This is a genomic window from Streptomyces sp. NPDC057623, assembly GCF_042800355.1.
Lineage (GTDB): Bacteria > Actinomycetota > Actinomycetes > Streptomycetales > Streptomycetaceae > Streptomyces.
This window is the reverse complement of sequence record NZ_JBHVGZ010000021.1, coordinates 49,837-74,364: the sequence shown is the minus strand read 5'-3', so window position 1 is coordinate 74,364 and position 24,528 is coordinate 49,837. Positions and strand designations below refer to the sequence as shown.

Here is a 24,528-nt window from a genome sequence, read left to right as displayed (position 1 = left end):
GCAACCAAGCAGCCAGAGCAGCAAACCCGCCGAGAGGTTCCCCATGGCAGGCGAGACCGTCATCACGGTCGTCGGCAATCTTGTCGACGACCCCGAGCTGCGCTTCACCCCTTCCGGTGCGGCGGTCGCGAAGTTCCGTGTCGCGTCCACTCCCCGCACTTTCGACCGTCAGACCAATGAGTGGAAGGACGGCGAGAGCCTGTTCCTGACCTGCTCGGTCTGGCGTCAGGCGGCGGAGAACGTCGCTGAGTCGCTCCAGCGAGGCATGCGCGTCATCGTGCAGGGCCGGCTGAAGCAGCGGTCCTACGAGGACCGTGAGGGCGTCAAGCGCACGGTCTACGAGCTGGACGTCGAGGAAGTCGGCGCCAGCCTGCGGAACGCCACGGCCAAGGTCACCAAGACCTCCGGTGGTGCCGGCCGCGGTGGCCAGGGTGGTTATGGCGGCGGTGGCGGTGGCGGCCAGGGTGGCGGCGGCTGGGGTGGAAACTCCGGCGGCGGTCAGCAAGGCGGCGGTGCCCCCGCGGACGACCCGTGGGCGACCGGCGCTCCCGCCGGTGGCCAGCAGGGCGGCGGCGGTGGCGGCGGCTGGGGTGGAAACTCCGGCGGCGGCAGTGGCGGCGGCTACTCGGACGAGCCCCCCTTCTAGGCCTTCGGGCCTGGCCTTCGGGCCGGTCCGGGTCAAAGGGCGGGTCGTACCCAAACTTCTTGATCACACAGGAGAAACACCATGGCGAAGCCGCCTGTGCGCAAGCCTAAGAAGAAGGTCTGCGCTTTCTGCAAGGACAAGGTCACGTACGTGGACTACAAGGACACGAACATGCTGCGGAAGTTCATTTCCGACCGCGGCAAGATCCGTGCCCGCCGCGTGACCGGCAACTGCACGCAGCACCAGCGTGACGTCGCCACGGCTGTCAAGAACAGCCGTGAGATGGCGCTGCTGCCCTACACCTCCACCGCGCGCTAAGGGAAGGGTGACTGACTAATGAAGATCATCCTCACCCACGAGGTTTCCGGCCTCGGTGCCGCGGGCGACGTCGTTGACGTCAAGGACGGTTACGCTCGCAACTACCTGATCCCGCGGAAGTTCGCTATCCGTTGGACCAAGGGTGGCGAGAAGGACGTCGAGCAGATCCGTCGTGCTCGCAAGATCCACGAGATCCAGACCATCGAGCAGGCCAACCAGGTCAAGGGCCAGCTCGAAGCGGTCAAGGTCCGTCTGGCCGTTCGCTCCGGCGACGCCGGTCGTCTCTTCGGTTCCGTCACTCCGGCCGACGTCGCTTCCGCGATCAAGGCTGCTGGTGGTCCCGAGGTCGACAAGCGCCGCATCGAGCTCGGCACGCCGATCAAGACCCTGGGCGCTCACGAGACGTCCGTGCGTCTGCACCCCGAGGTTGCCGCCAAGGTCAGCATCGAGGTCGTCGCGGCCTGACCGCGGCTTTCGGCTTGCACAGCTGAATGAAGGGGCCGTACCCGCTGGGGTACGGCCCCTTCGCTGTGGGAGAACGGGCGCGTCCCAGGCAGCGGAGCACGTCCGTTTCACGTGAAACAGCGTGTTTCACGTGAAACAGCCAGCGCCATTCAGCGCGTCGCGCCCGTGACGATCCAACGGCCCGAGCGGGAGCGCGTCCAGAGCGTCAGCATGCGCACCGTCATCATCAGTGTCATGGCTGCCCAGATCGCGGTCAGGCCGCCGTCGAGCGCCGGGACGAGTAGCGCGACCGGAGTGAACACCGCCAGGGTGAGCACCATGGCCCAGGCGAGGTAAGGGCCGTCGCCCGCGCCCATGAGGACGCCGTCCAGGACGAAGACGATGCCGCAGATCGGCTGGGAGAGCGCCACTACGAGAAGGGCGGGTAGGGCCGTGTCCTGGACGACCGCGTCGCTGGTGAACAAGGGCAGGAAGAGTGGCCGGGTGAGCACCACGAGCAGTCCAAGTACGACGCCGACCGCGATGCCCCACTCCACCATGCGACGGCAGGCGGCACGGGCGCCCTCGGCATCGCCGGCCCCGAGGTACCGGCCGATGATGGCCTGCCCGGCGATGGCGATGGCGTCCAGCGCGAAGGCGAGCAGGCTCCACAGCGACAGGATGATCTGGTGGGCGGCGATGTCGGCGTCCCCGAGACGGGCCGCGACGGCCGTGGCAATCATGAGGATCGCCCGCAGTGAGAGGGTGCGGACCAACAGAGGCACCCCGGCTTGTGCGCAGGCTCTTATCCCCGCAGCGTCGGGGCGCAGGGAGGCACCGTGCTCGCGGGCGCCGCGAACGACGACCACGAGATAGACCGCGGCCATGCCGCACTGGGCGATGACAGTGCCCCAGGCGGATCCCGCGATGCCGAGGTCGGCGCCGTAGACGAGGCCCACATTGAGGACGCCATTGGCGACGAAGCCTGCTCCGGCGACATAGAGAGGTGTCTTGGTGTCCTGTAGTCCGCGCAGGACTCCGGTGGCGGCCAGCACGACGAGCATGGCCGGGATGCCGAGGGCGGAGATCCGTAGATAGGTGGTTGCGTGCGGGGCCGCTGTGTCCGAGGCCCCGAAGAGTTCCACGAGGAACGGTGCCGTGGGCAGAACGACCGCGACGACGGCGGCGCCGAGAAGCAGAGCCAACCAGATACCGTCCATGCCCTGGCGGATGGCCGCCTGGATGTCGCCGGCTCCTACGCGTCGGGCAACGGCCGCTGTGGTGGCGTAGGCGAGGAAGACGAAGACGCTGACGGCTGTCATGAGAAGGGCTGAGGCGACCCCGAGGCCGGCGAGCTGTGCGGTGCCGAGATGGCCGACGATCGCGCTGTCGGCCATGACGAAAAGGGGCTCGGCGACGAGTGCGCCGAAGGCTGGAACGGCCAAGGCGACGATCTCTCGGTCGTGCTGTCGCCGGGCAGCCTTGGGAGTCGCGGGAGCCTGTGTCATGACCACCAATCTAATCGTCCACAGGTAAGAGATGCAATGCCACTGAGCCCCTTACTTGCCGTCTCGTGGTGTGTCCTTCCGCGCACTGTTCGAAGGGATCTTGGTCCGACTGGGAAAGTTTTTCTTCTGCACAGCCAGTGGACGGTAAACCAGCAGGTCAGGTGCTATGTGCGAGATTCGATCAGAGCTTGTTCACAGGGCTGTCCACCGTGTCGTGCACAGGTTTCGCGGAGTTCTCCACAGCATCCGGGCCGTCGTCCACATGGCCTGTGGATAACCAGATTGGCTGACGGTGCCCGCGGGCCTACCGTGGTGCGGCGCCCACTCCGTCCGTCGGCCGGGAAACCCTCACAAAACCGACGTGCCAGAACCGGAGTTGGGCCTCTCGAATGTCAGTGGCGTGCCGTAGAACTGAGGGGCACGGCGAGGTCCGCTCGGCGGACGTGAGGAGGTGGCTCGGTGAGTATTTCCGAGCCCTTGGACGACCCGTGGGCCGACAGCGGTCCCAGTGATCGTCTGCCCGCCTCCCGCCGACGTGATGACGGTGGCCGGGGACGCGACGAGCAGCATGATCGCGGCCGGGACAACGGTCAGTGGGACGGCGGCGGTTCGGCCTTCGAAAGGGTGCCGCCGCAGGATCTCGACGCCGAGCAGTCCGTCCTCGGCGGCATGCTCCTGTCCAAGGACGCCATCGCCGACGTCGTCGAGGTCCTCAAGGGCCACGACTTCTACAAGCCCGCGCACGAGACGATCTTTCAGGCGATCCTCGACGTCTATGCCAAGGGCGAGCCGGCCGACCCCATCACGATCGCCGCTGAACTCACCAAGCGCGGCGAGATCAACAAGGTCGGCGGTGCTTCGTATCTCCACACCCTCGTCCAGACGGTGCCGACGGCGGCGAACGCCGAGTACTACGCGGAGATCGTCCACGAGCGGGCCGTCCTGCGCCGTCTCGTCGAGGCCGGTACCCGCATCACGCAGATGGGATACGCGGCTGACGACGATGTCGACGAGATCGTCAACCGCGCCCAGGCCGAGATCTACGCGGTCACCGAGCAGCGCACCAGCGAGGACTATCTGCCGCTCGGCGACATCATGGAGGGTGCGCTCGACGAGATCGAGGCGATCGGCTCCCGCACCGGTGAGATGACCGGTGTGCCCACCGGGTTCACAGATCTCGACTCGCTCACCAACGGCCTGCATCCGGGCCAGATGATCGTCATCGCTGCCCGCCCCGCCATGGGTAAGTCCACGCTCGCGCTGGACTTCGCGCGGGCGGCGTCGATCAAGAACAACCTGGCGAGTGTCATCTTCTCCCTGGAAATGGGACGCAACGAGATCGCCATGCGTCTGCTGTCGGCCGAGGCGCGCGTGGCCCTGCACCACATGCGCTCCGGCACCATGACGGACGAGGACTGGACCCGCCTGGCGCGCCGGATGCCCGAGGTCTCGGCGGCTCCGCTCTACATCGACGACTCCCCGAACCTGTCGATGATGGAGATCCGAGCGAAGTGCCGTCGGCTGAAGCAGCGCAATGACATCAAGCTCGTGATCATCGACTATCTCCAGCTGATGCAGGCCGGTGGTTCGAAGCGTTCCGAGAGCCGTCAGCAGGAGGTCTCGGACATGTCCCGTAACCTCAAGCTTCTGGCGAAGGAGCTTGAGGTCCCGGTGATCGCGCTTTCGCAGCTCAACCGTGGTCCCGAGCAGCGCACGGACAAGAAGCCGATGGTGTCCGACCTTCGTGAGTCCGGCTCCATCGAGCAGGACGCCGACATGGTGATCCTGCTGCATCGCGAGGACGCCTACGAGAAGGAGTCGCCCCGCGCGGGCGAGGCGGACATCATCGTGGGCAAGCACCGTAACGGCCCCACGGCGACGATCACGGTTGCCTTCCAGGGCCACTACTCACGATTCGTGGACATGGCGCAGACCTGATCCCGGACCGCACTCGGGAGTGTGAGTCCCCGGATCGAGCCGCGGGATATGCGCTCGACTCCCGTGTGGCCGACGAGGTGGACTGAGGGAATGACGACACCTCAGGAAGAGCTGCTCCCCGCCACGCGCCGGGCGTTGCTGCACCGTATCGCCGTGGCCCAGGCCGAAGGACGTGCTCCCTCGCTGGTCGCCGCGGTCGTACGGGACGGACGGGCGGTGTGGCACGGCTCGCGTACCTCGATGGACGGGCACGCGCCGGACGAGAACGTGCAGTACCGCATCGGCTCGATCACCAAGACCTTCACCGCCGTTCTCGTCCTGCGACTGCGTGACGAGGGCCTGTTGGACCTCGGTGATCCGCTGGAGAAGCACCTGCCGGGCACCGGCGCCGGGGAGTCCACCATTGCCGCGCTGCTGGCGCACACCAGCGGGTTGGCGGCCGAGTCACCAGGGTTTTGGTGGGAACGGACCCCTGGATCCATGCGGCCCGAGCTCTCCGATGTCCTGGGTGAACAGCCTTTCCTGCATCCGGCCGGCCGCCGCTTCCACTACTCGAACCCCGGCTACACGTTGCTGGGTGCCCTGGTCGAGAAGGTGAGAGGGGCTTCGTGGGAGGACGTGCTCCGGCGTGAGGTGCTGGAACCCCTGGGGCTGAGCCGGACGAGTACGCGCCCGCAGGCACCGCACGCGGGTGGCTGGGCGGTGCATCCCTGGGCCGACGTGATGCTGCCCGAGCCCGTCGAAGACCTCGGCCAGATGGCACCGGCCGGTCAACTGTGGTCGACGACAGATGACTTGGCCCGGTTCGCGACCTTCCTGATCAAGGGCGACGATCGGGTGCTGAGCGTCGAGTCGCTGTGGGAGATGAGGACGCCGGCGGCTCCGCCGGAGACGGCGGACGTGGCGAGTGGGTACGCGTACTGCCTGGGCCTGGAGATCCGGCATCAGGACGGCAGGACCCTCGTCGGCCACACGGGATCACTCCCGGGATTCCTCGCCTGCCTCATGGTGAGCGTGGAGGACGACCTGGCCGCTGTCGTCATGGCCAACTGCACTTCTGGGCCACTGGCGTTCTCGGTCGCCGCAGACCTCGTCCGCATCGTGGCCGACGCCGAGCCGCGCATCCCCGAGCCATGGCGCCCGATGCCCGAAGCCGACGGGGAGCTCTTGGAGCTGGCCGGCCAGTGGTACTGGGGGACGTATGCCTTCGCCCTGCGGTTGACCGCCGACGGGCTGGTCTCGCTGGAGCCGTTGTCCGGCAAGGGACGCCGCTCGCGATTCCGGCCCAACAGTGACGGCACATGGACGGGCTTGGAGGGGTACTACGCCGGCGAGCCCCTGAAGGCCGTACGACGCCCGGACGGGACGGTGGACCACCTGGACCTCGGGTCGTTCGTGTTCACGCGCCGGCCCTACGACGAGGGCGCTGCCGTGCCGGGCGGAGTGGATCCGGACGGGTGGCGGGGGAGCGGTTCGTTCTGACGGTCCGATGGGGTGCCTGTTTCACGTGAAACAGGCACCCGCCCGTGTCACAGCTGGAGCTTGAAGCCCACGTGTGAGGCCGTGAAGCCGAGGCGCTCGTAGAAGCGGTGGGCGTCAGTACGGGTGTTGTCGGAGGTCAGCTGCACCAACTGGCAGTTCTGGTGCCGGGACTCAGCGACCGCCCACTCGATGAGTCGCGTGCCCAGGCCGCTGCCGCGCTCGTCGGCGTGGATGCGCACGCCTTCGATGATGGAGCGGGTCGCGCCCTTGCGGGACAGCCCGGGAATGACCGTGAGCTGCAGCGTACCGACGACGCGGCCCTCGCGGACGGCGACGACCAGGTGCTGGTTCGGGTCGTCGCTGAGCCTTTCCAGTGCGGCCAGGTAGGGCGTCAGGTCGTCCGTTGACTCGCGCTGGGCGCCCAACGGATCGTCCGCGAGCATGCCGACGATCGCGGGGATGTCATCGGCGACGGCGGCTCGTATCTCAAGATCTCCCATGACCGCACCCTATGCGGGCGCAGGGGGCGACTCCACGACGAGGACCAGCGGGGCGAGTTCGGGGTTCTTGGCGGCTTCGTCGAGGGCCTGGCGCAGGGCTGTGTCGTTGGTGGGGCGTGCCTGTTCGAGGAGTTCGAGTCCGGTGTCGGTGACGTCGGTGTAGATGCCGCGGCGGTCGGTGGGGCAGAGGTAGCGGGAGAGCAGGCCGCGGTCTTCCAGGCGGGTGACGAGTCGGGTGGTGGCGCTCTGGCTGAGGACGACGGCGTCGGCGACCTGCTTCATCTGCAGGTGGCCGCCTTCGCCGCTGTGCTGGCGGCTGAGGACGTCGAGCAGGGAGTACTCGCGCACGCTGAGGTCGTGCCTGCTCTGGAGGGCGCGCTCGATGTGCGCCTCGATCCTGCCGTGCAGCAGGGAGAGGGCGCACCAGCCCTGGGCGAGCGCGGTGAGCGCGGGGTCCGTCGCTGTCATGACGTACTCCTCCGTCCCGGAGTGGCTGAAGCCATAATAGGGCAGGGTCGCAATAGTCTGCGCTTGCAAGTATGACGCGCTTGCAAGTATTGTCGCCACGCGTAAAGTGCTCCTGCAATCTTCTGGGAAGGTGCATCCCTTCATGCCTCTCGCGCTTCTGGCCCTCGCGATCGGGGCCTTCGGAATCGGGACGACCGAGTTTGTGATCATGGGGTTGCTGCCCGAGGTCGCGGACGACTTCGCGGTCTCCATCCCCACCGCCGGCTTTCTGGTGACCGGCTACGCACTCGGCGTGGTCCTCGGCGCTCCCCTCATGACCGTGCTCGGCACCAAGGTCTCCCGTAAGCGGATGCTGATGTCGCTGATGGGGCTGTTCATCGTCGGCAACCTGCTCTCCGCTCTCGCCCCCGCTTTCTCCGTCATGCTGATCGGCCGTGTGGTCGCTTCGCTCGCCCACGGTGCCTTCTTCGGCATCGGCTCGGTTGTCGCGGCCGACCTGGTCGCCCCTGACAAGAAGGCCGGGGCCATCGCGATGATGTTCACCGGCCTGACCGTCGCGAATGTCGTCGGCGTCCCGCTCGGCACGCTCGTCGGGCAGTCCATCGGCTGGCGCGTCACCTTCGGCATCGTCGCCGCGCTCGGAGTCGTCGGGCTTGTCGGCATCGCCAAGCTCGTCCCCGACATGCCCAAGCAGCAGGGCGTACGCCTGCGCCACGAGCTGGCCGCGTTCAAGAACGCCCAGGTCCTGCTCGCCATGGCGATGACGGTCCTCGGCTTCGGCGGCGTCTTCGCGGCCATCACCTACATCGCGCCGATGATGACGCACGTCGCCGGCTTCGCCGACGGCTCCGTCACCTGGCTGCTGGTCCTGTTCGGGCTCGGCATGGTCGGAGGCAACCTCGTGGGCGGCAAGTACGCCGACCGGGCGCTGATGCCCATGCTGTACATCTCGCTGGGCGCACTCGCCGTCGTGCTCGCGCTCTTCACGCTCACGGCCCACAACAAGGTCCTCGCGGCCGTCACCATCGCGCTGATCGGTGCCCTGGGCTTCGCCACCGTGCCTCCGCTCCAGAAGCGCGTCCTCGACCAGGCACACGGCGCCCCGACACTGGCCTCGGCCGTGAACATCGGCGCCTTCAACCTCGGCAATGCCGTCTCCGCCTGGCTCGGCGGCATCGTCATCGCCGCGGGCTACGGCTACACCTCCCCCAACTGGGTGGGCGCCGCCCTCGCCGCGGCCGCGCTGCTGCTCGCGTTCCTCTCGGCCGCACTGGAGCGCCGTGACGGAGCATCCTCCAGCACCGTCGTCTCCGGCACCGCGCCCGCCGGGCGGCGAGCCGTCGTACACCACTGAGCTGACCCGTGTGCGAGGTCAGGGCCGCCCCCGCACATCCGGCACCGCGACAGTCCACCGCAGCACCACAGCAAGGAGAGCCCCATGAGCACCCCCCTCGCCGTCGGCCCCCTGACCATCCAGGACGCCGACCTCCTCGTAGCCGCCGCCCACCGGGCCGCCGAGGCCGCCGGGGTGACGGTCAGCGTCACGGTCCTGGATGCCGGAGGTCATCTGCTCGCCTTCCGGCGGGACGACCGAGCCGTGCTGATCTCCGGAGAGACCAGCACCCGCAAGGCCTACACGGCAGTCCAGCTCGACGCCCCCACCGCCGACCTCGTCGACGCGGTACAGCCCGGTGGCCCCTTCCACACCCTGCCCACCGCGCTCGACCGGCCGCTGCTCTTCATCGCGGGTGGTGTGCCGATCCATCGGGACGGTCGGCTGATCGGGGCGATCGGGGTCGGAGGTGGCGCACCGGAGCAGGACCACGCGTTCGCGACGGCCGCGATCGAGGACCTGGCCTGATGGCGGACCATCCGCATCACGTGACGGCATCTCCGTCTCGATGAAAAAGCGCCGATCCCCGCAGGGACCGGCGCTTCCTCATGGGTGTCTCGGTTCGCGGCTGAGTGCCTCAGCCCGCCGCGACCGTCAGCGGAGCGAACCGCCGCCTCCAGTCACCGGGCAGTTCCGAGACGCCGAAATTCATCACCGAGTTGAAGGCGACGGACGCCAGACCGTGCTCCTTCGCCCAGGTCAGCAGCTCCTCATGGCGTACATCGATATCGGTGCGCAACGGTCGGTCGGTGTGGGCGGCAAGGGACGCGATGAGCGCCTTCGCGGTCGCCGTGTCACGGGCGATCAGTGGGCCCACGACCTGGGTGTCCATGTTGGGCCAGGCGCCCGCATAGCCGATGATCCGGCCCTGCGCCTCGGCGACGCGCAGTTGGTCGACGAATGCGGGCAACCGCGTGACGATGTGGGTGCGATCGGCGCCGAACACCTCCTCATCGAGCCGGAGGATCGCGCTGAGGTCCTCAGCGGTGGCCGCACGTGTGGCCACCGAGGTCTCCGCGACGCCGGGCCTGAAATGCCCGAGCAGCATCTCCGCCAGGCCGGCGACCTTGAAGCCGAGTTCCTCGTAGAGCGGCCGGCCGTATGGCGTCGCGTGGAGCGTCAGCGGTGTCGTGCCCATCGCGGAGATGACGTGCTGCATCAGGCGGCGCCCGATGCCCTGGCGGGCATGACGCTCGGCGACCAGGACCATACCGATGGCCGCCAGGTCGGGGCGGTCCTGCGGCCCGTACTGCGTGACGACGCAGGCGCTGACGAGCCCACCGGCGGGGTCGTCGATCCCGTAGCCCTTCCCCGCTGTCAGGAGGAACCCCCACTTGTGTTCCTCACGGGGCCAGCCCCGTTCCTCGGACAAGTCGGCGCAGGCGGTGAGGTCGCGAGGCGTCAGACGGCGGATGGGCAGAGCGGCGAGGGAAGGAGTCGGCACGCAGGTCAGGCTGTCTGACGACTGCCCTGGTCGTCCAGCCGTTTCCGGGGAGACGTACGAGCTTTTGGCCATGTCATGGGTCACTCTGCGACGTGCCGATGGCCGCTGGGTGTTTCACGTGAAACATGGACGAACGGCGGGCGTCCATCACCTACGTCGGGGACGAGAGTTCCCCGAGCTGCGCGGCGACCGTCGGGCTGTTCCCGATCTCCATCCGGGGGAGCGACAGCATGTCCCGTTAGCCTCATGGCCCATGGCGAGACTTCACCTCTTCGATCTCGACGGCACACTCCTGCACGGAACGTCCGCCCCCGTGGAGATCTCACGGCAACTCGGGCTGGAGACGGAGACCGTGGCACTCGACCGCGAGATCTCTGCGGGGCTGATCGGGCCTCCGGAGTATGCGACGCGGGTCCACGCACTCTGGGCCGATCTCACCGAGGCCCACGTGGCAGCCGCTTTCGAGGCCGCTCCTTGGCTGACCCGGATCCGCGACGTCTGGGCGGAGATCAGGGGACAGGGTGACTACTGCGCCGTCGTATCGCTCTCACCTTCCTTCTTCGTGGAACGGCTGACGGGCTGGGGCGCGCACGCGGCCTTCGGCTCCCGGTTTCCAGCCGTGCCGTTCACTCAGCCCGTCGACCCGGCGGGAGTTCTGAGCGCCGCGGCCAAGGTCCGGATCGCCGACCGGCTCTGTGCGGAGTTCGGGGTGACCCGGGCCGAATGCGTTGCCTATGGCGACTCGCTGTCGGACAAAGACCTGTTCAGCGCCGTCCCGGTCTCTGTCGCGGTCAACGCGGACCGCCATCTGGCCGGACTCGCGACCCACTCCTACATGGGGATGGATCTGTGGGAAGCCTATGAATTGGTGCGCAGCAGCCGGTAATTGAAGGAATTGCCCGTTCGCCCCCTGGCCCCATTCGTGAGGGATGAAGGGGGGACTTGTGATCGGGGCCGCGGCCGGTATGGTCGACTCCGGTTCGTGTCCGAGCTGTGATGGAGACGCACAGCCGGATCGAGCGCAAGGCAACGCAGCCTAATGGGACGGAGAGATCGAAGACCCGCATTCTCGGTTATGCGGCCGGGCGCCCATACACGATGGGATGCTGCGGTGAGAGCACTGCGGCCAATGTCACACTCTCGCCTTACTTGTCCGTACCGAGTGTGAATTCAGGTTGTATGTAGCCGTATTGGTTGCGGCAACGAACGGGGAATGCAAGCCGTCGCGGGGGAAGCAGGCACCTTCCGATCGAGGAAGTGCGCAGACCGACTGAAAGATGTTCGAGGCGAGGCACACCATGGACGCTCCGACCACCACGTCGGCCGACAACGGCACTTCCGGCGGCGGGGGCGGCTGGTTCACGCCGCGCAAGCAGCCGCCGACGACTCCGGGCAGCGAACAGGAGACCGCCGAGGGCAGCCGCCTGGCGGCGTTGCGCCCGGTCGGCAGGACGACGACGGACGACGACACGGTCCCGCCACCCCAGGACGGCACACAGCCCGCCCCGACGGCCACCTCGGCACGGCCCCACCCGGCAAATCCCGCCTTCGCGCCCGGCCCGCCCGTCCCGAGCCGGATGCCGCCCACGCCGCCGACGCCTTCCCACGCCCCCTCCCCGGGGCAGGCCCCGCAAGCCTCCGCCCAGGCGATCGCCGCACCGCCGGAGATATCGGGTCTCACCTCACTCGCCTCACCCTCCCCACACATAGGCGTGCCGACACCGCGCCCGACCCCGGCCACACCCGTCTCCCCCGACGCCGCCCTGGTCCGCCGGACGATGACCGAGATCGGCCCCGTGGCCGACAAGGTCACCTCCTACTTCTACGCGCTGCTCTTCGTACGCCACCCCGATCTGCGGTCCCTGTTCCCGGCCGCGATGGACACCCAGCGGGACCGGCTGCTGAAGGCACTGCTCACCGCCGCCGAGCACATCGACAACACCCCCGTGCTGGTCGACTACCTGCAGAACCTCGGCCGCGGTCATCGCAAGTACGGCACCCGGGCCGAGCACTACCCGGCCGTCGGCGAGTGCCTCATCGGCGCGCTGAGCAAGTACGCCGCCGGGGTCTGGGACGGCGAGACAGAGGCCGCCTGGATCCGGACGTACACGACGATCTCGCAGGTCATGATCGATGCGGCGGCGGCAGACGAACTGCGTGCCCCCGCCTGGTGGTACGCGGAGGTCGTGTCGCACGACCTGAGAACCTCGGACGTCGCGGTCCTCACCGTCCGCCCCGACCAGCCCTACCCCTTCCGTGCCGGGCAGTACACAAGCCTGGAGACGCCCTGGTGGCCCAGGATCTGGCGGCACTACTCCTTCGCCTCGACGCCCCGCTCGGACGGCCTGCTGACGTTCCATGTGAAGGCCGTGCCCGCGGGCTGGGTCTCCAACGCGCTGGTGCATCGCGCCCGACCGGGCGACATCATCCGGCTCGGGCCGCCGGCCGGTTCGATGACCGTGGACCACACCACCGACAGCGGTCTGCTCTGCCTGGGCGGAGGCACCGGCATAGCGCCCATCAAGGCACTGGTCGAGGACGTCGCCGAGCACGGCGACCGGCGATCGGTCGAGGTCTTCTACGGCGCCCGCTCCGACCAGGACCTGTACGACATCGACACCATGCTCAGGCTCAAGCAGTCCCACCCCTGGCTGGAGGTCCGCCCGGTGGTGGACCGGCACGGACTGCTCCAGCTCCCCGAGGCCATACGCCAGTACGGGCCCTGGACCGAATACGACGCCTACCTCTCCGGCCCGCCCGGCATGATCCGCAGCGGCGTGGACGCGCTCCGAGACGTCGGCATCCCGTCCGAACGCATACGCCATGACTCGGTCGAGGAACTCGTCGTCATCGGGGACTGACGAGCCGTCCTCGTAGTCGAACCAAGGCCCGGCAGCGCTCCGGGTCGGTCTCAGCCCAAGTCGGGTGCGTGCATCGCGCGCACGCCCTCGATGTTTCCGTCGAGGTAGTGCCGCAGCGAGAGCGGTACGAGATGGACGGACGCGATGCCGACCCGAGTGAACGGCACCCGCACGATCTCGTACTCGCCGACGGGTTCGTCCACTTCGGGGCCGTGCCGCAACGACGGGTCCATGGACCCCAGACGGCAGACGAAGAAGTGCTGCACCTTCACACCGGTCGCTCCACCGTCCTCGCCTATGTGCTCGACGGTGTCGACGAAGCAGGGCACCACGTCGGTGATCTTGGCGCCAAGCTCCTCGTACACCTCGCGGTGCAGGGCGTCGACAACAGTCGTGTCGGTCGGCTCGACTCCACCACCGGGCGTGAGCCAGTAGGGATCCATGCCGGGCTTGGTGCGCTTGATGAGGATCAGGTCGTCGCCATCCAGCAAAACGGCGCGGGCGGTGCGCTTGACCACGGGTCGGACGGTCATGGGAGAAATGTGGCCCGGCTGGTTCCACGTGAAACATCGCGAACCGTCACCGGCCCAGCTCACGGTGTGATGGCCCTGGAAAGCCTGCTCAGACCCGTGGGGAACCGCTGCTCAGGCCCCCCGGAAGCCGGCGCTCAGGCCCTGTCGTCAGCCGGGGCTCAGGCCCATTCGGAAGCCGCCCGCAACAGCCACTCATGCGCCCGCGCGATATGCGGCATCGCCAGCGTGCCCGTGCGGACCACCAGGAAGTACGTTCGCAGCGGAGGCACCGGCGGATCGTGCAGGGCGACGACGTCGCCGCGCTCCAGGGCGGCCGCGCACAGATAGCGTGGCAACACCGCCAGCCCCGCCCCCGCGACCGCACAGGCGAGGACCGCGCGCAGGTCGGGGACGATCACGGTGCCGGGGGCGGCGGGACGGGAGTCGTAGACCGAAGCCCAGTAACGGGAGGCGAAGGGGAGCGACTCGTGCACCTCCACGACCGGGACGTCCTCCAGCGCATGTGCCCCCTTGCGGCACAGCGTCCCTGACCCGATCCGTTCCTCCCAGCGGGGAGCGGCCACGAGGACGTGCTCCTCGTCGCAGAGCGGAGTCGCGGTGAGCAGGGCGCCCCGCGGACGGGCCGTACTGATGGCCAGATCGTGGTGCCCGGCGGCCAACCCCTCCAGGGTCTCCTCGGCATTACCGAAGGACGCACGCAGTGCGAAGCCCTGGCCGTCCTCGCCGGTCAGTTCGGTGAGAGCGGGCAGCGCCCGCTCGGCGGTGAACTCAGGAGGACCGGCGAGGTGCAGCGTGCGTAAGGAGGACTCGTCGTCGAGTCCCGTCTCGGTGATCTCCACCAGGGCGTCGAGATGCGGCGCCGCCTTGTGGGCGAGTTCGTCGCCCATGGTCGTCGGCGTCACTCCGCGGGCCTGCCGCAGGAACAGCGGACGGCCCAGCTGCCGTTCCAGAGTGCGGATCTGCGAGGTGACGGCCGGCTGCGACAGCCCGAGCAGCGCGGCGGCACGGGTGAAGGAACCAGCCCGGTGCACCGTCACAAAAGTGCGCAACAAGGCCAGATCCATGCCGCACCCTCTCCTTCCCCGCCCTTCTCTCCACCCCCAGGGCAGGGCCCAACTATAAATAAGTCGATAGGTCGCTGTCGCTACTGTGATTGGACACTGACAGAGAGTCAACTAGCCTTGTTCGCGCGGTTCTTCACGCGTGGAACCGAGGGCGGTCCGAGCCACGAGGGGGGAGGTTCGGACCGCCCGTTCTCCGTATCCGAAGACTGATGGACGCGGGGGCGGGCCCGGTCACTGAGCCGATGCGTCGAGCGCGCGCAGCACATCCGCCACCAGATCCTCGGGATCCTCGGCACCGACCGACAGCCGGATGAAGCCCTCCGGCACGGCGTCGCCGCCCCAGCGTCCGCGCCGCTCGGCCGTCGAACGCACCCCGCCGAAGCTGGTCGCGTCATCGACGAGCCGCAGTGCCTCCAGGAAACGCTCGGCACGCGCGCGCGTGGGCAGCGTGAAGGACACCACGCATCCGTAGCGCCGCATCTGCCGTGAGGCGATCTCGTGCGAGGGGTCGCCGGGCAGCCCCGGATAACGCACCCCGAGCTCCTCCGTCCGGTCCCGCAGCGCCTCGGCGATCGCGAGGGCGCTGGCGTTCTGCCGCTCCACCCGCAGCTGGAGCGTGGCGAGCGAACGGTGCGCGAGCCAGGCCTCCATGGGCCCCGGAATCGCTCCGACGATCTTGCGCCAACGCCGTACGCCGGCCATGGCACCGGCGTCGCGGCCGGAGACGTAGCCCAGCAGCACGTCGCCATGTCCGGTCAGCTGCTTGGTGCCGCTGGCCACCGAGAAGTCGGCACCGAGCTCCAGCGGACGCTGCCCGAGCGGCGTCGCAAGCGTGTTGTCGACGGCGACGAGGGCCCCACGCGCGTGTGCCGCCTCGACGAGCCGCCGGACGTTGCACACGTCGAGACCGGGGTTGGACGGCGTCTCGATCCACAGCAGCTTCGCGCCGTCCAAGGCGCCGAGTTGGGCGTCCCCACCGGTCGGCGCCGTGCGCACCTCGATGCCGTACGCCTCCAACTGCGCACGCACCAGGGGCAGCGCCTGGTAGCCGTCGCTGGGCAGGACGACCGCGTCCCCGGCCCGCAGCTGGGAGAAGAGCACCGACGACGTGGCGGCCATGCCCGACGCGAAGACCAGCGTCTCGACGCCGACCTCCCCCGGCGCCTCCAGCTCGCCGATCGCCCGCTCCAGGTGTGTCCAGGTGGGGTTCTCGTCACGGCCGTAGGTGTACGGTCCGGTGGGCTCGCCCGGCAGGTGGTAGTGGGCGGCGAACACGGGACCCGGCAGGGTCGGCTCGTACTTGACCGCCTCGGGCAGCCCGGCCCGCACCGCGCGCGTGCCGTCTCCGCCGCCGGAATGCCGTTCCTGAGGCCCCGTACCGCTCATGGCGTCTGTCCCTCCACGTGTTCGCGGACCTCGGCGAGGAGGCCCGTACTTGCCGCCTCCACCATCTCAAGGCACTCCTCGAACCCGTCCCGGCCCCCGTAGTACGGGTCGGGCACATCGAGGTCGTCGCCCGCGGCGGGGTCGTAGGAACGCAGCAGCCGCACCTTGGCCGCGTCCTCCGACGAGGGAGCGAGGCGGCGCAGGGCCTTGAGGTGGCCGGCGTCGAGCGCGATCACGAGGTCGACGCGCTCGAACCAGGACGTCTGGAACTGCCGGGCCGTGTGGCCGCTGTCGTAGCCGTGCTCCTCAAGGACGGAGACGGTACGGGGGTCGGCCGGGTCGCCCTCGTGCCACCCGCCGGTGCCGGCGCTGTCGACCTCGACCAGGCCGTCGAGTCCGGCTTCCGCCGCGCGGGCGCGGAAGACGGACTCGGCCATCGGGGAGCGGCAGATGTTGCCGGTGCAGACGAAGCAGACGCGGTAGGTCATCGGATGCTCAGTCCCCGTCGGGCAGGGCGACGTGCAGCGCCCAGGAGACGATGGAGATGATCAGGCCACCGAGCACGGCCGTCCAGAAGCCCTCGACATGGAAGCTCAGATCGAACTTGTCGGCGAGCCACGAGGTCAGCAGCAGCATCAGCGCGTTGACGATCAGGGTGAACAGGCCGAGCGTCAGGATGAGCAGGGGGAGGCTGAGGAGCTTCACGATCGGCTTGACGACGAAGTTCACCAGGCCGAAGAGCAGCGCGACGAGGAGCAGGGTGCCGATCTTCTTGCCCGTGCTGTCACCGGTGAGGGTGATCTTGTCTATCAGCCAGACGGCGACCGCCAGGGCACCCGCGTTGGCGATCGTCTTGACTACGAAATTCTTCATGTGTCTGATCGTGGCAGACGAGATCGGCGATAAACACGGGGACGAGGGCGGCAAGAGCGATGAAGGCTTTCCGGCTGGACGAACTGGAGGCGGAGCGCGCCGCCAACGAGGGCGCCTACCTGCAGTTTCTGCGGGAGCGCAATATGTCGGTCGGTCTGTACGCGCTCAATGCCGGCGAGCATGATCCACAGAAGCCGCACAACCAGGACGAGGTCTACTTCGTTGTGAGTGGCCGCGCCCACATCACTGTCGGCTTGGAGACCACACAGGTGGCGCGCGGCAGTGTGGTGTACGTGCCGGCCGGTGTGGCCCACAGGTTCCACCACATCAGCGAGGACCTGAGGGTGCTGGTGATGTTCTCTCCGCCTGAGAGCTGACCCTTGGCCTAGGGGTTCCCTAGGGGATCGATCAGGGGAGGACAAGGGCTGCGAGGCCCCCGCCGGGGCACCTGCCGGACCTAGCATCGAGGGCAGGGAATCAGCGGCTTGGGTCTCAGTGGATACGAAGGCCACGAAGTCAGCGGATTCGAAACATCAGAACCCGGCGCAGAGACGGGCGGAGAGGTAAGGACGAGGGCGATGCGTGAGATCTTCGCAGGACTGCCGTGGTGGGTTAAGTGGATCGCGGTGCCGGTCATCGCCCTGGTCGTGTTCGGCGGGCTGATAGCCAGCGTCATCGGGTTCGTCATCGGACTGCTCTTCAAGGTGCTGGTCTTCGTGGCCCTGGTCGGCGGACTGATCTACGTCGTACGGAAGTTCACGACGAGTTCCTCGTCACGCAGCGACTGGTGAGGGCCGTGAGGGCCGTGGGGACCGGTGGGCGGTAACAGGAATCACCGGTTCCCTCGGGCGAGGGAAGTTTTCCGGGCAGTGCGTCTGCGAGCGGTGGCCGACCAATAGAGTCCGGAAATCGACGCGGGGACGCCCCCGCGAGCGGCGTGCACCCCCACCCCGTGTTTCCCCGCACGGGCTCCCCCCTCGCGCTCCGGGAGTGACCCTTGGCCACGGTTGACACCGCCCCCTCAGAACCCCACTCACCCCTCGGACGGCCGCATTCCTCCGTACCCCAGGTACCGCGGCAGGCCTCCCCGACATCCCCCGAGCAGCCGCAGTCCGCGACGCTCATCGGATCCGTCCAGCGGGCGATGCGCCTGCTGGAGTGTGTCGCCGAGCACGACTACGGCGCTCCCGCCAAGCAACTCGCCCGTGAGACCGGCCTGGCGCTGCCCACCGCCTACCACCTGTTGCGCACGCTGGTGCACGAGGGCTATCTGCGCCGGGACAAAGGGCTGTTCTTCCTCGGTGACGCGGCTGTACGGCTGAGCAGCAGTGGTGCCCAGCAGAAACGTCGCAGCACGGTCGCCGACGCGCTCGCTCAATGGCGTGATGCCATCGGTGTCCCTGTTTACTACGCCCAGTACCGCGACGGTGAGATCGAGGTCATGTGCGTCTCGGACACCCCGGGCAATCCCGCGGTCGAGGAATGGGCCGACTTCAGGGAGACCGGCCACGCGCACGCCATCGGTCAGTGCCTGCTCTCCCAGCTGGACGACGACGCCCGCCGCGATCACCTCGACCGTCACCCCGTGCAGTCCATCACCCCGTACACCGTGCGCGACAGCCGCACCCTGCTACGGCGCCTCGAACGGACCCGTCGGATGGAGCCGGTGACCGAGCGCCAGGAATACGCGCTCGGCACGGTGTGTGCGGCGATCCCGATCACGGTGGGCACCACGGCCGCCACGATGGCCATTTCGCTGCCCGTCCATCAGGCCGACCGGTTGCTGTCGGCGGCACGGCAGCTGCAGGACGAGATCGGACGGCTCCTGGGGTCACTCGCGATCTCTATCAGTATCTGAAAACTCACTCCTTGTGATCTCTCGTGTACGTTCAGCAAGATTCCACCAGTGTCGGGGCACCCTCTCCCGGCCAGTCGACGGCAAACGACGGGGTAGGCGATGCGCGAGTCCGTAGAGGCAGAGGTCATGATGAGCTTTCTCGTGTCCGAGGAGCTCTCCTTCCGCATCCCGGTGGAGTTGCGCTACGAGACCTGCGATCCCTATGCCGTACGACTGACCTTCCACCTGCCCGGCGATGCGCCGGTGACCTGGGCGTTCGGCCGGGAACTGCTGGTCGACGGAGTGGGCAGGCCCTGCGGGGAGGGAGACGTACGGGTCTCCCCGGCCGGCTCCGAGACCCTGGGTGACGTGCTGATCCGCCTTCAGGTCGGTGCCGACCAGGCGCTGTTCCGCTCCTCGGTGGCGCCGCTGGTGGCCTTCCTCGACCGCACCGACAAGCTGGTGCCGCTCGGTCAGGAGGGCGCGCTCGCCGACTTCGACGCCCACCTCGACGAGGCCCTGGACCGCATCCTCGCGGAGGAACAGAGCGCGGGCTGAAGCGTTACGGCAGCCGTCGTGCGGTGGGGTGGCGTAACGCTTCAGCGGGTACGCAAGGGGCGCGTGGGAGCGCTACCGCACCGCTGGATGTGCTTCGCGCTCCGCCGGACGGGCGGAGCCTGACGCCCCGGCTCGGCGTTCTTTCCCGTCACCGCTTGCGTCGACGTCCCCGCCCGCCGCGCCCCGAAGCCGGCTGTGCGCCCGTCGAAGCCGTGGCCGCGCCCGCCGGGACCGGCTGGGCGCCCGCCGGCACCGTCCCGTTGGCCGGCCGGTCGGCTGAGACCACCAGGGCCGCGAGGGCGGTGGTGACCGGCACCGACGCGACCAGACCGATGGAGCCCACCAGCGTGCGCACGATCTCCTCCGCCACCAGCTCGCTGTTGGCGACCGTCCCCACGCCGCTCTGCGCGATCGAGAAGAGCAGCAGCAGCGGCAGCGCGGCACCCGCGTAGGCGAGGACGAGGGTGTTGACGACGGACGCGATGTGGTCGCGGCCGATGCGGATACCCGCCCGGTACAGACCGCGCCAGCCCATCGTCGGATTGGCCTCGTGCAGCTCCCAGACCGCGGACGTCTGGGTGACCGTCACGTCGTCGAGGACACCGAGCGAACCGATGATGACGCCGGCGAGCAGCAGACCGCTCATGTCGATCGACGGATAGAGCCCGTGGATCAGGCCGGTGTTGTCGTCGGTGTTGCCGGTGAGTGCGGCCCAGTCGATGAACCCCGAGCCGAGAACGCCGATCAGCAGGAGTGAAAGCAGCGTGCCGAGCACTGCCACGGAGGTACGGGCCGACAGGCCGTGGCACATGTAGAGGGCGATCAGCATGATGGCGCTCGCCCCCACCACCGCCACGACCAGCGGGTTCGAGCCCTGAAGGATCGCCGGCAGGATGAAGAAGGTCAGCACGAGGAAGCTGATGGCCAGCGCGACCAGCGCCATGACACCGCGCATCCGGCCCACCACCACGACGGCGAGCGCGAAGATGCCGGCGAGCAGGGCCATCGGGAACTTACGGTTCACGTCGGTGACCGCGTACTGGAGGTCCTTGGGCGCGGAGGGTTCGTAGGCGACCACGACCTCCTGGCCCTCGTGCAGTTGGCGTGACTGGTCGGGCTGCACGATCTCCGTGAACGTACGGCCCTTGTCCTTGCCCGTGTCGACCCGGATCGTCGCCTTCTTGCAGGTGCCGCTGTCCTGCTGCACGGCGGAGGAGCCCTCGGCGGTGGAGGTGTCGCCGGTCGGGGGGACTCCCGAGGCGTTGACGTCCTTGCAGCTCAGCTCGACCACCTTGGTGACCGTGGCCTGCTGTGTCTGCCGGTCGAATCCGACCCCGGTGCGCTCGTGCGGCGGGGCTCCGCCCGGCCACAGCACAGCGAGCCCCACCACCACCGCCGCGGCGAACGGGATCAGGATCGCCGCGATGACCTTGCGCAGATGCTGGGATACGGGAGCCGCCGGGCCGTGGGAATGACTGTGCCCATGCCCATGCCCATGCCCATGCCCATGCCCATGCCCAGGCCCGTGCTCGCCACCGCCACCGCCACCGCCACCGTCACCGCCGCCACGCCGACCGCCGGAACCGGGACCATGCCCATGACCGCCACCGGAATCGTGACCGTGTCCGTCACCCGGGCCGGGCCCCCGCCCCGGAGGGCCGCCGACACCGTGACCGTGATCGTGCAGGCCCCCGGAACCGGATCCGTGCCCGCCGCCGACCCCGCCCTCGTGCTCCTGCATCCCACCGGGTCCGAAGCCGTGTTCATGCCAACCACCGGTTCCGGACGTGTGATCGTCGTGACCGCCGCCGGCAGCATGACCGTAACCACCGTCGTATCTGCCGACGGGAGCACCTGAACCCCGGCCGTCCGTACGGCCGTTGCCCCGCGCGGGGCCGTTTCCGGAGCCGGAGCCACGTGGCGGCTCGGACGGAGGGTACGGGGGTTCATGGGTCGTGGTCACCGACCGATCATCGCAAGAACGACCGGGGCCCTCTGTTCACCGCGCCCGAATTGACGCTAGCGTGGTGCCACCTTTGTACACGCGGGAGCTCGGAGCACCGGGCTGAGAGGGCGCTGACCTCCGTCCCAGCGATGTTTCACATGAAACATCACCCATCGCGAGTGATGTTTCACACGAAACGTCGGCAGACGGAAGCCGCTGCGTCGACCGCCGAACCTGTTACCGGGTAATGCCGGCGTAGGGAGTAGGTCTCATGACCATCAAGGACGCACGCACGCCTGCCTCCGTTCAGGGCGACACGTCCGAGGAGGCCGGGAAGTCCATCGGCTGGCACAAGGCGTACGTCGAGGGTTCACGCCCCGATCTGCGGGTGCCGGTCCGCCAGGTGCACCTCACCAACGGGCAGTCGGTCACGTTGTACGACACTTCGGGCCCGTACACCGATCCACTCGCCGACACGGACGTCCGCAGGGGGCTGTCCCCGTTGCGGGAGAACTGGATCATCGGCCGGGGCGACACCGAGGAGTACGCCGGCCGTCCCGTCCGTCCCGAGGACGACGGGATCAAGCACACCTCGCCTCGCGGCGGCCTGCGCAACCTCGACGCGGTCTTCCCCGGACGGCCGCGCCAGCCCCGTCGGGGCCGCGACGGCAAGGCGGTGACACAGCTCGCCTACGCGCGTCGCGGCGAGGTCACACCCGAGATGGAGTACGTGGCCATCCGGGAGAACGTGTCCCCCGAAGTGGTCCGCGAGGAGATCGCCGCGGGCCGGGCGGTGCTGCCCGCCAACGTCAACCACCCGGAGATCGAGCCGATGATCATCGGCAAGCGGTTCCTGGTGAAGGTCAACGCCAACATCGGCAACTCCGCGGTCACCTCCTCCATCGAGGAGGAGGTCGAGAAGATGACCTGGGCTACCCGCTGGGGCGCCGACACGGTCATGGACCTGTCGACCGGCCGCAACATCCACACCACCCGCGAGTGGGTGCTGCGCAACTCCCCTGTCCCCATCGGCACGGTGCCGCTGTACCAGGCGCTGGAGAAGGTCGACGGCCGGGCCGAGGAGCTGACCTGGGAGATCTACAAGGACACGGTCATCGAACAGGCCGAGCAGGGCGTGGACTACATGACGGTCCACGCCGGTGTGCGCCTGCCGTACGTACCGCTCACGGCCAATCGGAAGACCGGCATCGTCTCCCGCGGCGGCTCCATCATGGCCGCGTGGTGCCTGGCGCACCACAAGGAGAGCTTCCTGTACGAGAACTTCGAGGAACTCTGCGAGATCCTCGCCGCGTACGACGTGACGTACTCCCTCGGCGACGGTCTGCGGCCCGGTTCGATCGCGGACGCCAACGACGAGGCGCAGTTCGCGGAGTTGAGGACCCTCGGGGAACTCAACACCATCGCCAAGCGTTTCAACGTACAGACCATGATCGAGGGCCCGGGACATGTCCCGATGCACAAGATCAAGGAGAACATCGACCTTCAACAGGAGATCTGCGATGAAGCTCCGTTCTATACGCTCGGCCCGCTGACGACCGACGTCGCCCCCGCGTACGACCACATCACCTCCGGCATCGGTGCCGCGATGATCGCCTGGTGGGGCACGGCCATGCTCTGCTACGTCACGCCCAAGGAGCACCTGGGCCTGCCCAACCGTGACGACGTCAAGACCGGCGTCATCACCTACAAGATCGCTGCCCACGCGGCCGATCTCGCCAAGGGGCACCCCGGTGCGCAGGAGTGGGACGACGCGTTGTCCGACGCCCGCTTCGAGTTCCGGTGGGAGGACCAGTTCAACCTGGCTCTCGACCCGGACACGGCACGGGAGTTCCACGACGAGACCCTGCCGGCCGAGCCCGCCAAGACGGCTCACTTCTGCTCCATGTGCGGGCCGAAGTTCTGCTCGATGAAGATCTCCCAGGACATCCGCCGCCAGCACGGCGGGTCTCAGGAGGAGATCGAGGAGGGCATGGCTCAGAAGTCGAAGGAGTTCGCTGCGGCGGGCAACAGGGTGTACCTGCCGATGGCGGACTGAGCTGCGCCGGTCACCGTCCCGAGTTTCCGGCCGGCCCGGTGGGTTGAGCCGGAGGCGCGGGACGGTGGGGCTAGCCGATTCTCCGAGGGGCGCACGCGGGTGCGGCCGTCATAACGGAACGGGCACGTTGCCGCCCGGCCTCGTCAAGATCACTACTGTCTCTGACATGGGCGGGATAGACGTGGCCCAACGGCGTGGTGGGCGCCGTACTCGGCATGCTGTTCGCGGTGTTGTCCCAGCAACCTCTGCAGGACGCCTTGTTCCGGATGCGCAGACGTTCGAGGAGCGCGATACGCAGCCTGGGGCGCCGGGAGGAGTCGGGTCCGGCGTGGAGCACCTTCTCCCTCGGGCCGCTGCAGACATCGGCGCTGGTCGTGGAGGGTGACGGAGAGGCCCTCATTCCCCCCGAGACGGTCTACGTCCATGTGCTCGACGAGGAGGTGGCACTGCCCGCGGACATGGTGCCCTGGCGGGACGAGATCGCTGTGGAAAGTGAGCGGCTACGGGAGGAGGGACGCACCCCGCTGTGGAACGGCCCGCGATACGCGGTCGAGTCGTTCGACATCTCCCGCACCCCCCTGGACGAGCGACCCGAGATCCATCTGAGGCTGAGGCCGACCGACTACTACACCTTTCTCGCCGCCCAGCAGCTGGATCGTCGGCTGCCCGACGGATCGACCCCCCGTTCCGCCTACTTGGACGCGAACGAGCCCTTGAAGGCGCCGCCCTTTCTGCACTGCAGCTTCGCCGTCAACATCGCGGTGGTGACCGCGGACGACATGCTGGTCGTCAGCCAACGCAGCGACCGGGTGCGGATGGCGCCGGGTGTGTGGAACTCGTCTGTGAACGAGGGCATGTCACGGCACATCGACTCCTCCGGGCGGAGCGCACCGGATCTGCACGCGGTGGCGCGCCGCGGCATGCGGGAGGAACTGGCGCTCGAACCGCACGAGTACAAGCTGGAGCTCCTGGCCTTCGTCCTGGACGTGGACAAGCGTCACTGGAGCGCTCACTTCTTCGCCCGGCTCAAGGAACTGCGCAGCCAGGATCTCCAGGAGCGGATCAGCAGGGGTGTCGCGGACCGATGGGAGCACCAGACCATCGACTACGTGCCGTTCCGGCCGGCTCCGGTGGTCCGCTACCTGCTGAGGGAGGACCGGGTGCACCGCTGGGCGCCCTTGGCACCGGCGCTCTTCCACCTGGCCCTGGTGCACGCCTTCAGCCGTACGCTCGTGGAACGCGTCGAGGCTCAGGTGCTCCGCCGCCTGTAGACA

25 protein-coding genes and 1 riboswitch are annotated in these 24,528 nt (G+C 68.3%); of the genes, 15 read left to right on the top strand and 10 right to left on the bottom strand.

Annotated elements, in window-relative coordinates; genetic code table 11:
• Positions 1-43 precede the first annotated feature (43 nt).
• The 3 genes from ACFU95_RS22390 to rplI all read left to right on the top strand — a co-directional run bounded on the left by ACFU95_RS22390 (position 44) and on the right by rplI (position 1,429).
• A complete protein-coding gene (locus ACFU95_RS22390; protein ID WP_383830296.1) occupies positions 44-646 on the top strand; it encodes a single-stranded DNA-binding protein in 603 nt (200 codons plus the stop codon).
• A gap of 81 nt (positions 647-727) precedes the next feature.
• Positions 728-964 (top strand): 30S ribosomal protein S18, encoded by a 237-nt coding sequence (gene rpsR / locus ACFU95_RS22385; protein ID WP_003949403.1) that lies wholly within the window; start codon positions 728-730, stop codon positions 962-964.
• Positions 965-982: 18 nt separating this feature from the next.
• Positions 983-1,429, top strand: a complete 447-nt coding sequence (rplI, locus tag ACFU95_RS22380) for a 50S ribosomal protein L9 (protein WP_383830293.1) — start codon at positions 983-985, stop codon at positions 1,427-1,429.
• Positions 1,430-1,578: 149 nt separating this feature from the next.
• On the opposite strand, the gene ACFU95_RS22375 is transcribed toward rplI, so the two are convergent.
• Positions 1,579-2,916, bottom strand: a complete 1,338-nt coding sequence (locus tag ACFU95_RS22375) for an MATE family efflux transporter (RefSeq protein ID WP_383830290.1) — start codon at positions 2,914-2,916, stop codon at positions 1,579-1,581.
• Between the two features lie 459 nt (positions 2,917-3,375).
• Between ACFU95_RS22375 and dnaB the strand changes: the two genes are divergently transcribed.
• The gene (gene dnaB, locus ACFU95_RS22370) at positions 3,376-4,854 is read left to right on the top strand and encodes a replicative DNA helicase (protein WP_383830287.1); all 1,479 of its coding nucleotides are present in this window, start codon (positions 3,376-3,378) and stop codon (positions 4,852-4,854) included.
• Between the two features lie 90 nt (positions 4,855-4,944).
• Entirely contained in the window at positions 4,945-6,336 is a 1,392-nt protein-coding gene (locus tag ACFU95_RS22365; RefSeq protein WP_383830284.1) for a serine hydrolase domain-containing protein, read from the top strand.
• A gap of 47 nt (positions 6,337-6,383) precedes the next feature.
• On the opposite strand, the gene ACFU95_RS22360 is transcribed toward ACFU95_RS22365, so the two are convergent.
• The gene (locus ACFU95_RS22360; protein ID WP_383830281.1) at positions 6,384-6,836 is read right to left on the bottom strand and encodes a GNAT family N-acetyltransferase; all 453 of its coding nucleotides are present in this window, start codon (positions 6,834-6,836) and stop codon (positions 6,384-6,386) included.
• Between the two features lie 9 nt (positions 6,837-6,845).
• Positions 6,846-7,304, bottom strand: a complete 459-nt coding sequence (locus tag ACFU95_RS22355; RefSeq protein ID WP_383830278.1) for a MarR family winged helix-turn-helix transcriptional regulator — start codon at positions 7,302-7,304, stop codon at positions 6,846-6,848.
• A 142-nt stretch (positions 7,305-7,446) separates the two neighbouring features.
• On the opposite strand from ACFU95_RS22355, the gene ACFU95_RS22350 reads away from it, so the two are divergent.
• Together ACFU95_RS22350 and ACFU95_RS22345 are read left to right on the top strand one after the other, a co-directional pair.
• Positions 7,447-8,658, top strand: a complete 1,212-nt coding sequence (locus ACFU95_RS22350) for an MFS transporter (protein WP_383830275.1) — start codon at positions 7,447-7,449, stop codon at positions 8,656-8,658.
• An 84-nt stretch (positions 8,659-8,742) separates the two neighbouring features.
• A complete protein-coding gene (locus tag ACFU95_RS22345; protein ID WP_383830272.1) occupies positions 8,743-9,165 on the top strand; it encodes a heme-binding protein in 423 nt (140 codons plus the stop codon).
• 109 nt (positions 9,166-9,274) lie between these two features.
• Here the strand turns inward: ACFU95_RS22345 and ACFU95_RS22340 are convergent, their stop codons facing one another.
• On the bottom strand, positions 9,275-10,141 hold the full coding sequence (locus tag ACFU95_RS22340; protein ID WP_383830269.1) for a GNAT family N-acetyltransferase: 867 nt from the start codon (positions 10,139-10,141) through the stop codon (positions 9,275-9,277).
• Between the two features lie 253 nt (positions 10,142-10,394).
• Between ACFU95_RS22340 and ACFU95_RS22335 the strand changes: the two genes are divergently transcribed.
• Together ACFU95_RS22335 and ACFU95_RS22330 are read left to right on the top strand one after the other, a co-directional pair.
• The gene (locus ACFU95_RS22335) at positions 10,395-11,027 is read left to right on the top strand and encodes an HAD family hydrolase (RefSeq protein WP_383830266.1); all 633 of its coding nucleotides are present in this window, start codon (positions 10,395-10,397) and stop codon (positions 11,025-11,027) included.
• A 391-nt stretch (positions 11,028-11,418) separates the two neighbouring features.
• Positions 11,419-13,002: a globin domain-containing protein gene (locus tag ACFU95_RS22330; protein ID WP_383830263.1), complete on the top strand. Its 1,584-nt coding sequence runs from the start codon at positions 11,419-11,421 to the stop codon at positions 13,000-13,002.
• A gap of 50 nt (positions 13,003-13,052) precedes the next feature.
• Here ACFU95_RS22330 and ACFU95_RS22325 read toward each other — a convergent pair whose 3' ends face one another.
• The 5 genes from ACFU95_RS22325 to ACFU95_RS22305 all read right to left on the bottom strand — a co-directional run bounded on the left by ACFU95_RS22325 (position 13,053) and on the right by ACFU95_RS22305 (position 16,858).
• Positions 13,053-13,535 (bottom strand): NUDIX domain-containing protein, encoded by a 483-nt coding sequence (locus tag ACFU95_RS22325; RefSeq protein WP_383830260.1) that lies wholly within the window; start codon positions 13,533-13,535, stop codon positions 13,053-13,055.
• 158 nt (positions 13,536-13,693) lie between these two features.
• Positions 13,694-14,599, bottom strand: coding sequence for a LysR family transcriptional regulator (locus tag ACFU95_RS22320; RefSeq protein WP_383830257.1), 906 nt, complete (start codon positions 14,597-14,599; stop codon positions 13,694-13,696).
• Positions 14,600-14,830: 231 nt separating this feature from the next.
• The gene (locus ACFU95_RS22315; RefSeq protein ID WP_383830254.1) at positions 14,831-15,985 is read right to left on the bottom strand and encodes a cystathionine gamma-lyase; all 1,155 of its coding nucleotides are present in this window, start codon (positions 15,983-15,985) and stop codon (positions 14,831-14,833) included.
• Entirely contained in the window at positions 15,982-16,473 is a 492-nt protein-coding gene (locus tag ACFU95_RS22310) for a low molecular weight protein-tyrosine-phosphatase (RefSeq protein ID WP_383830251.1), read from the bottom strand. Before ACFU95_RS22310 ends, ACFU95_RS22315 begins: the two co-directional genes overlap by 4 nt.
• 7 nt (positions 16,474-16,480) lie before the next feature.
• Positions 16,481-16,858, bottom strand: coding sequence for a phage holin family protein (locus ACFU95_RS22305; RefSeq protein ID WP_383830248.1), 378 nt, complete (start codon positions 16,856-16,858; stop codon positions 16,481-16,483).
• Between the two features lie 59 nt (positions 16,859-16,917).
• Between ACFU95_RS22305 and ACFU95_RS22300 the strand changes: the two genes are divergently transcribed.
• The 4 genes from ACFU95_RS22300 (at position 16,918) to ACFU95_RS22285 (ending at position 19,253) form a co-directional block, all read left to right on the top strand.
• A complete protein-coding gene (locus ACFU95_RS22300) occupies positions 16,918-17,235 on the top strand; it encodes a cupin domain-containing protein (protein ID WP_383830245.1) in 318 nt (105 codons plus the stop codon).
• A gap of 201 nt (positions 17,236-17,436) precedes the next feature.
• Positions 17,437-17,649 carry a DUF5326 family protein gene (locus ACFU95_RS22295; protein WP_383830242.1) on the top strand — a complete coding sequence of 71 codons (213 nt, stop codon included), beginning with the start codon at positions 17,437-17,439 and terminating at the stop codon, positions 17,647-17,649.
• A 332-nt stretch (positions 17,650-17,981) separates the two neighbouring features.
• Positions 17,982-18,716 carry an IclR family transcriptional regulator gene (locus ACFU95_RS22290; RefSeq protein WP_383830466.1) on the top strand — a complete coding sequence of 245 codons (735 nt, stop codon included), beginning with the start codon at positions 17,982-17,984 and terminating at the stop codon, positions 18,714-18,716.
• A gap of 99 nt (positions 18,717-18,815) precedes the next feature.
• Complete coding sequence (locus ACFU95_RS22285) at positions 18,816-19,253, top strand: SsgA family sporulation/cell division regulator (protein WP_030048438.1); 438 nt, start codon at positions 18,816-18,818, stop codon at positions 19,251-19,253.
• 148 nt (positions 19,254-19,401) lie between these two features.
• Here the strand turns inward: ACFU95_RS22285 and ACFU95_RS22280 are convergent, their stop codons facing one another.
• Positions 19,402-20,994 carry a YibE/F family protein gene (locus ACFU95_RS22280; protein ID WP_383830239.1) on the bottom strand — a complete coding sequence of 531 codons (1,593 nt, stop codon included), beginning with the start codon at positions 20,992-20,994 and terminating at the stop codon, positions 19,402-19,404.
• Between the two features lie 293 nt (positions 20,995-21,287).
• A riboswitch (TPP riboswitch) is annotated at positions 21,288-21,477 on the top strand.
• Between ACFU95_RS22280 and thiC the strand changes: the two genes are divergently transcribed.
• Together thiC and ACFU95_RS22270 are read left to right on the top strand one after the other, a co-directional pair.
• On the top strand, positions 21,470-23,254 hold the full coding sequence (thiC, locus tag ACFU95_RS22275; RefSeq protein WP_383830236.1) for a phosphomethylpyrimidine synthase ThiC: 1,785 nt from the start codon (positions 21,470-21,472) through the stop codon (positions 23,252-23,254). (Overlaps the previous riboswitch by 8 nt.)
• A 194-nt stretch (positions 23,255-23,448) precedes the next feature.
• On the top strand, positions 23,449-24,525 hold the full coding sequence (locus tag ACFU95_RS22270; protein WP_383830234.1) for a hypothetical protein: 1,077 nt from the start codon (positions 23,449-23,451) through the stop codon (positions 24,523-24,525).
• Positions 24,526-24,528: the final 3 nt, after the last annotated feature.

Bases quoted from the DNA above. Each gene is read 5' to 3' on its own strand.
- ACFU95_RS22325 (WP_383830260.1), bottom strand. From the start codon at position 13,535: ATGACCGTCCGACCCGTGGTCAAGCGCACCGCCCGCGCCGTTTTGCTG.
- ACFU95_RS22350 (WP_383830275.1), top strand. From the start codon at position 7,447: ATGCCTCTCGCGCTTCTGGCCCTCGCGATCGGGGCCTTCGGAATCGGG.
- ACFU95_RS22335 (WP_383830266.1), top strand. From the start codon at position 10,395: ATGGCGAGACTTCACCTCTTCGATCTCGACGGCACACTCCTGCACGGA.
- ACFU95_RS22295 (WP_383830242.1), top strand. From the start codon at position 17,437: ATGCGTGAGATCTTCGCAGGACTGCCGTGGTGGGTTAAGTGGATCGCG.
- ACFU95_RS22305 (WP_383830248.1), bottom strand. From the start codon at position 16,858: ATGAAGAATTTCGTAGTCAAGACGATCGCCAACGCGGGTGCCCTGGCG.
- ACFU95_RS22285 (WP_030048438.1), top strand. From the start codon at position 18,816: ATGCGCGAGTCCGTAGAGGCAGAGGTCATGATGAGCTTTCTCGTGTCC.
- ACFU95_RS22320 (WP_383830257.1), bottom strand. From the start codon at position 14,599: ATGGATCTGGCCTTGTTGCGCACTTTTGTGACGGTGCACCGGGCTGGT.
- ACFU95_RS22345 (WP_383830272.1), top strand. From the start codon at position 8,743: ATGAGCACCCCCCTCGCCGTCGGCCCCCTGACCATCCAGGACGCCGAC.
- ACFU95_RS22390 (WP_383830296.1), top strand. From the start codon at position 44: ATGGCAGGCGAGACCGTCATCACGGTCGTCGGCAATCTTGTCGACGAC.
- ACFU95_RS22315 (WP_383830254.1), bottom strand. From the start codon at position 15,985: ATGAGCGGTACGGGGCCTCAGGAACGGCATTCCGGCGGCGGAGACGGC.
- rplI (WP_383830293.1), top strand. From the start codon at position 983: ATGAAGATCATCCTCACCCACGAGGTTTCCGGCCTCGGTGCCGCGGGC.
- ACFU95_RS22375 (WP_383830290.1), bottom strand. From the start codon at position 2,916: ATGACACAGGCTCCCGCGACTCCCAAGGCTGCCCGGCGACAGCACGAC.
- ACFU95_RS22360 (WP_383830281.1), bottom strand. From the start codon at position 6,836: ATGGGAGATCTTGAGATACGAGCCGCCGTCGCCGATGACATCCCCGCG.
- rpsR (WP_003949403.1), top strand. From the start codon at position 728: ATGGCGAAGCCGCCTGTGCGCAAGCCTAAGAAGAAGGTCTGCGCTTTC.
- ACFU95_RS22300 (WP_383830245.1), top strand. From the start codon at position 16,918: ATGAAGGCTTTCCGGCTGGACGAACTGGAGGCGGAGCGCGCCGCCAAC.
- ACFU95_RS22310 (WP_383830251.1), bottom strand. From the start codon at position 16,473: ATGACCTACCGCGTCTGCTTCGTCTGCACCGGCAACATCTGCCGCTCC.
- ACFU95_RS22355 (WP_383830278.1), bottom strand. From the start codon at position 7,304: ATGACAGCGACGGACCCCGCGCTCACCGCGCTCGCCCAGGGCTGGTGC.
- ACFU95_RS22365 (WP_383830284.1), top strand. From the start codon at position 4,945: ATGACGACACCTCAGGAAGAGCTGCTCCCCGCCACGCGCCGGGCGTTG.
- ACFU95_RS22330 (WP_383830263.1), top strand. From the start codon at position 11,419: ATGTTCGAGGCGAGGCACACCATGGACGCTCCGACCACCACGTCGGCC.
- thiC (WP_383830236.1), top strand. From the start codon at position 21,470: ATGACCATCAAGGACGCACGCACGCCTGCCTCCGTTCAGGGCGACACG.
- ACFU95_RS22280 (WP_383830239.1), bottom strand. From the start codon at position 20,994: ATGCAGGAGCACGAGGGCGGGGTCGGCGGCGGGCACGGATCCGGTTCC.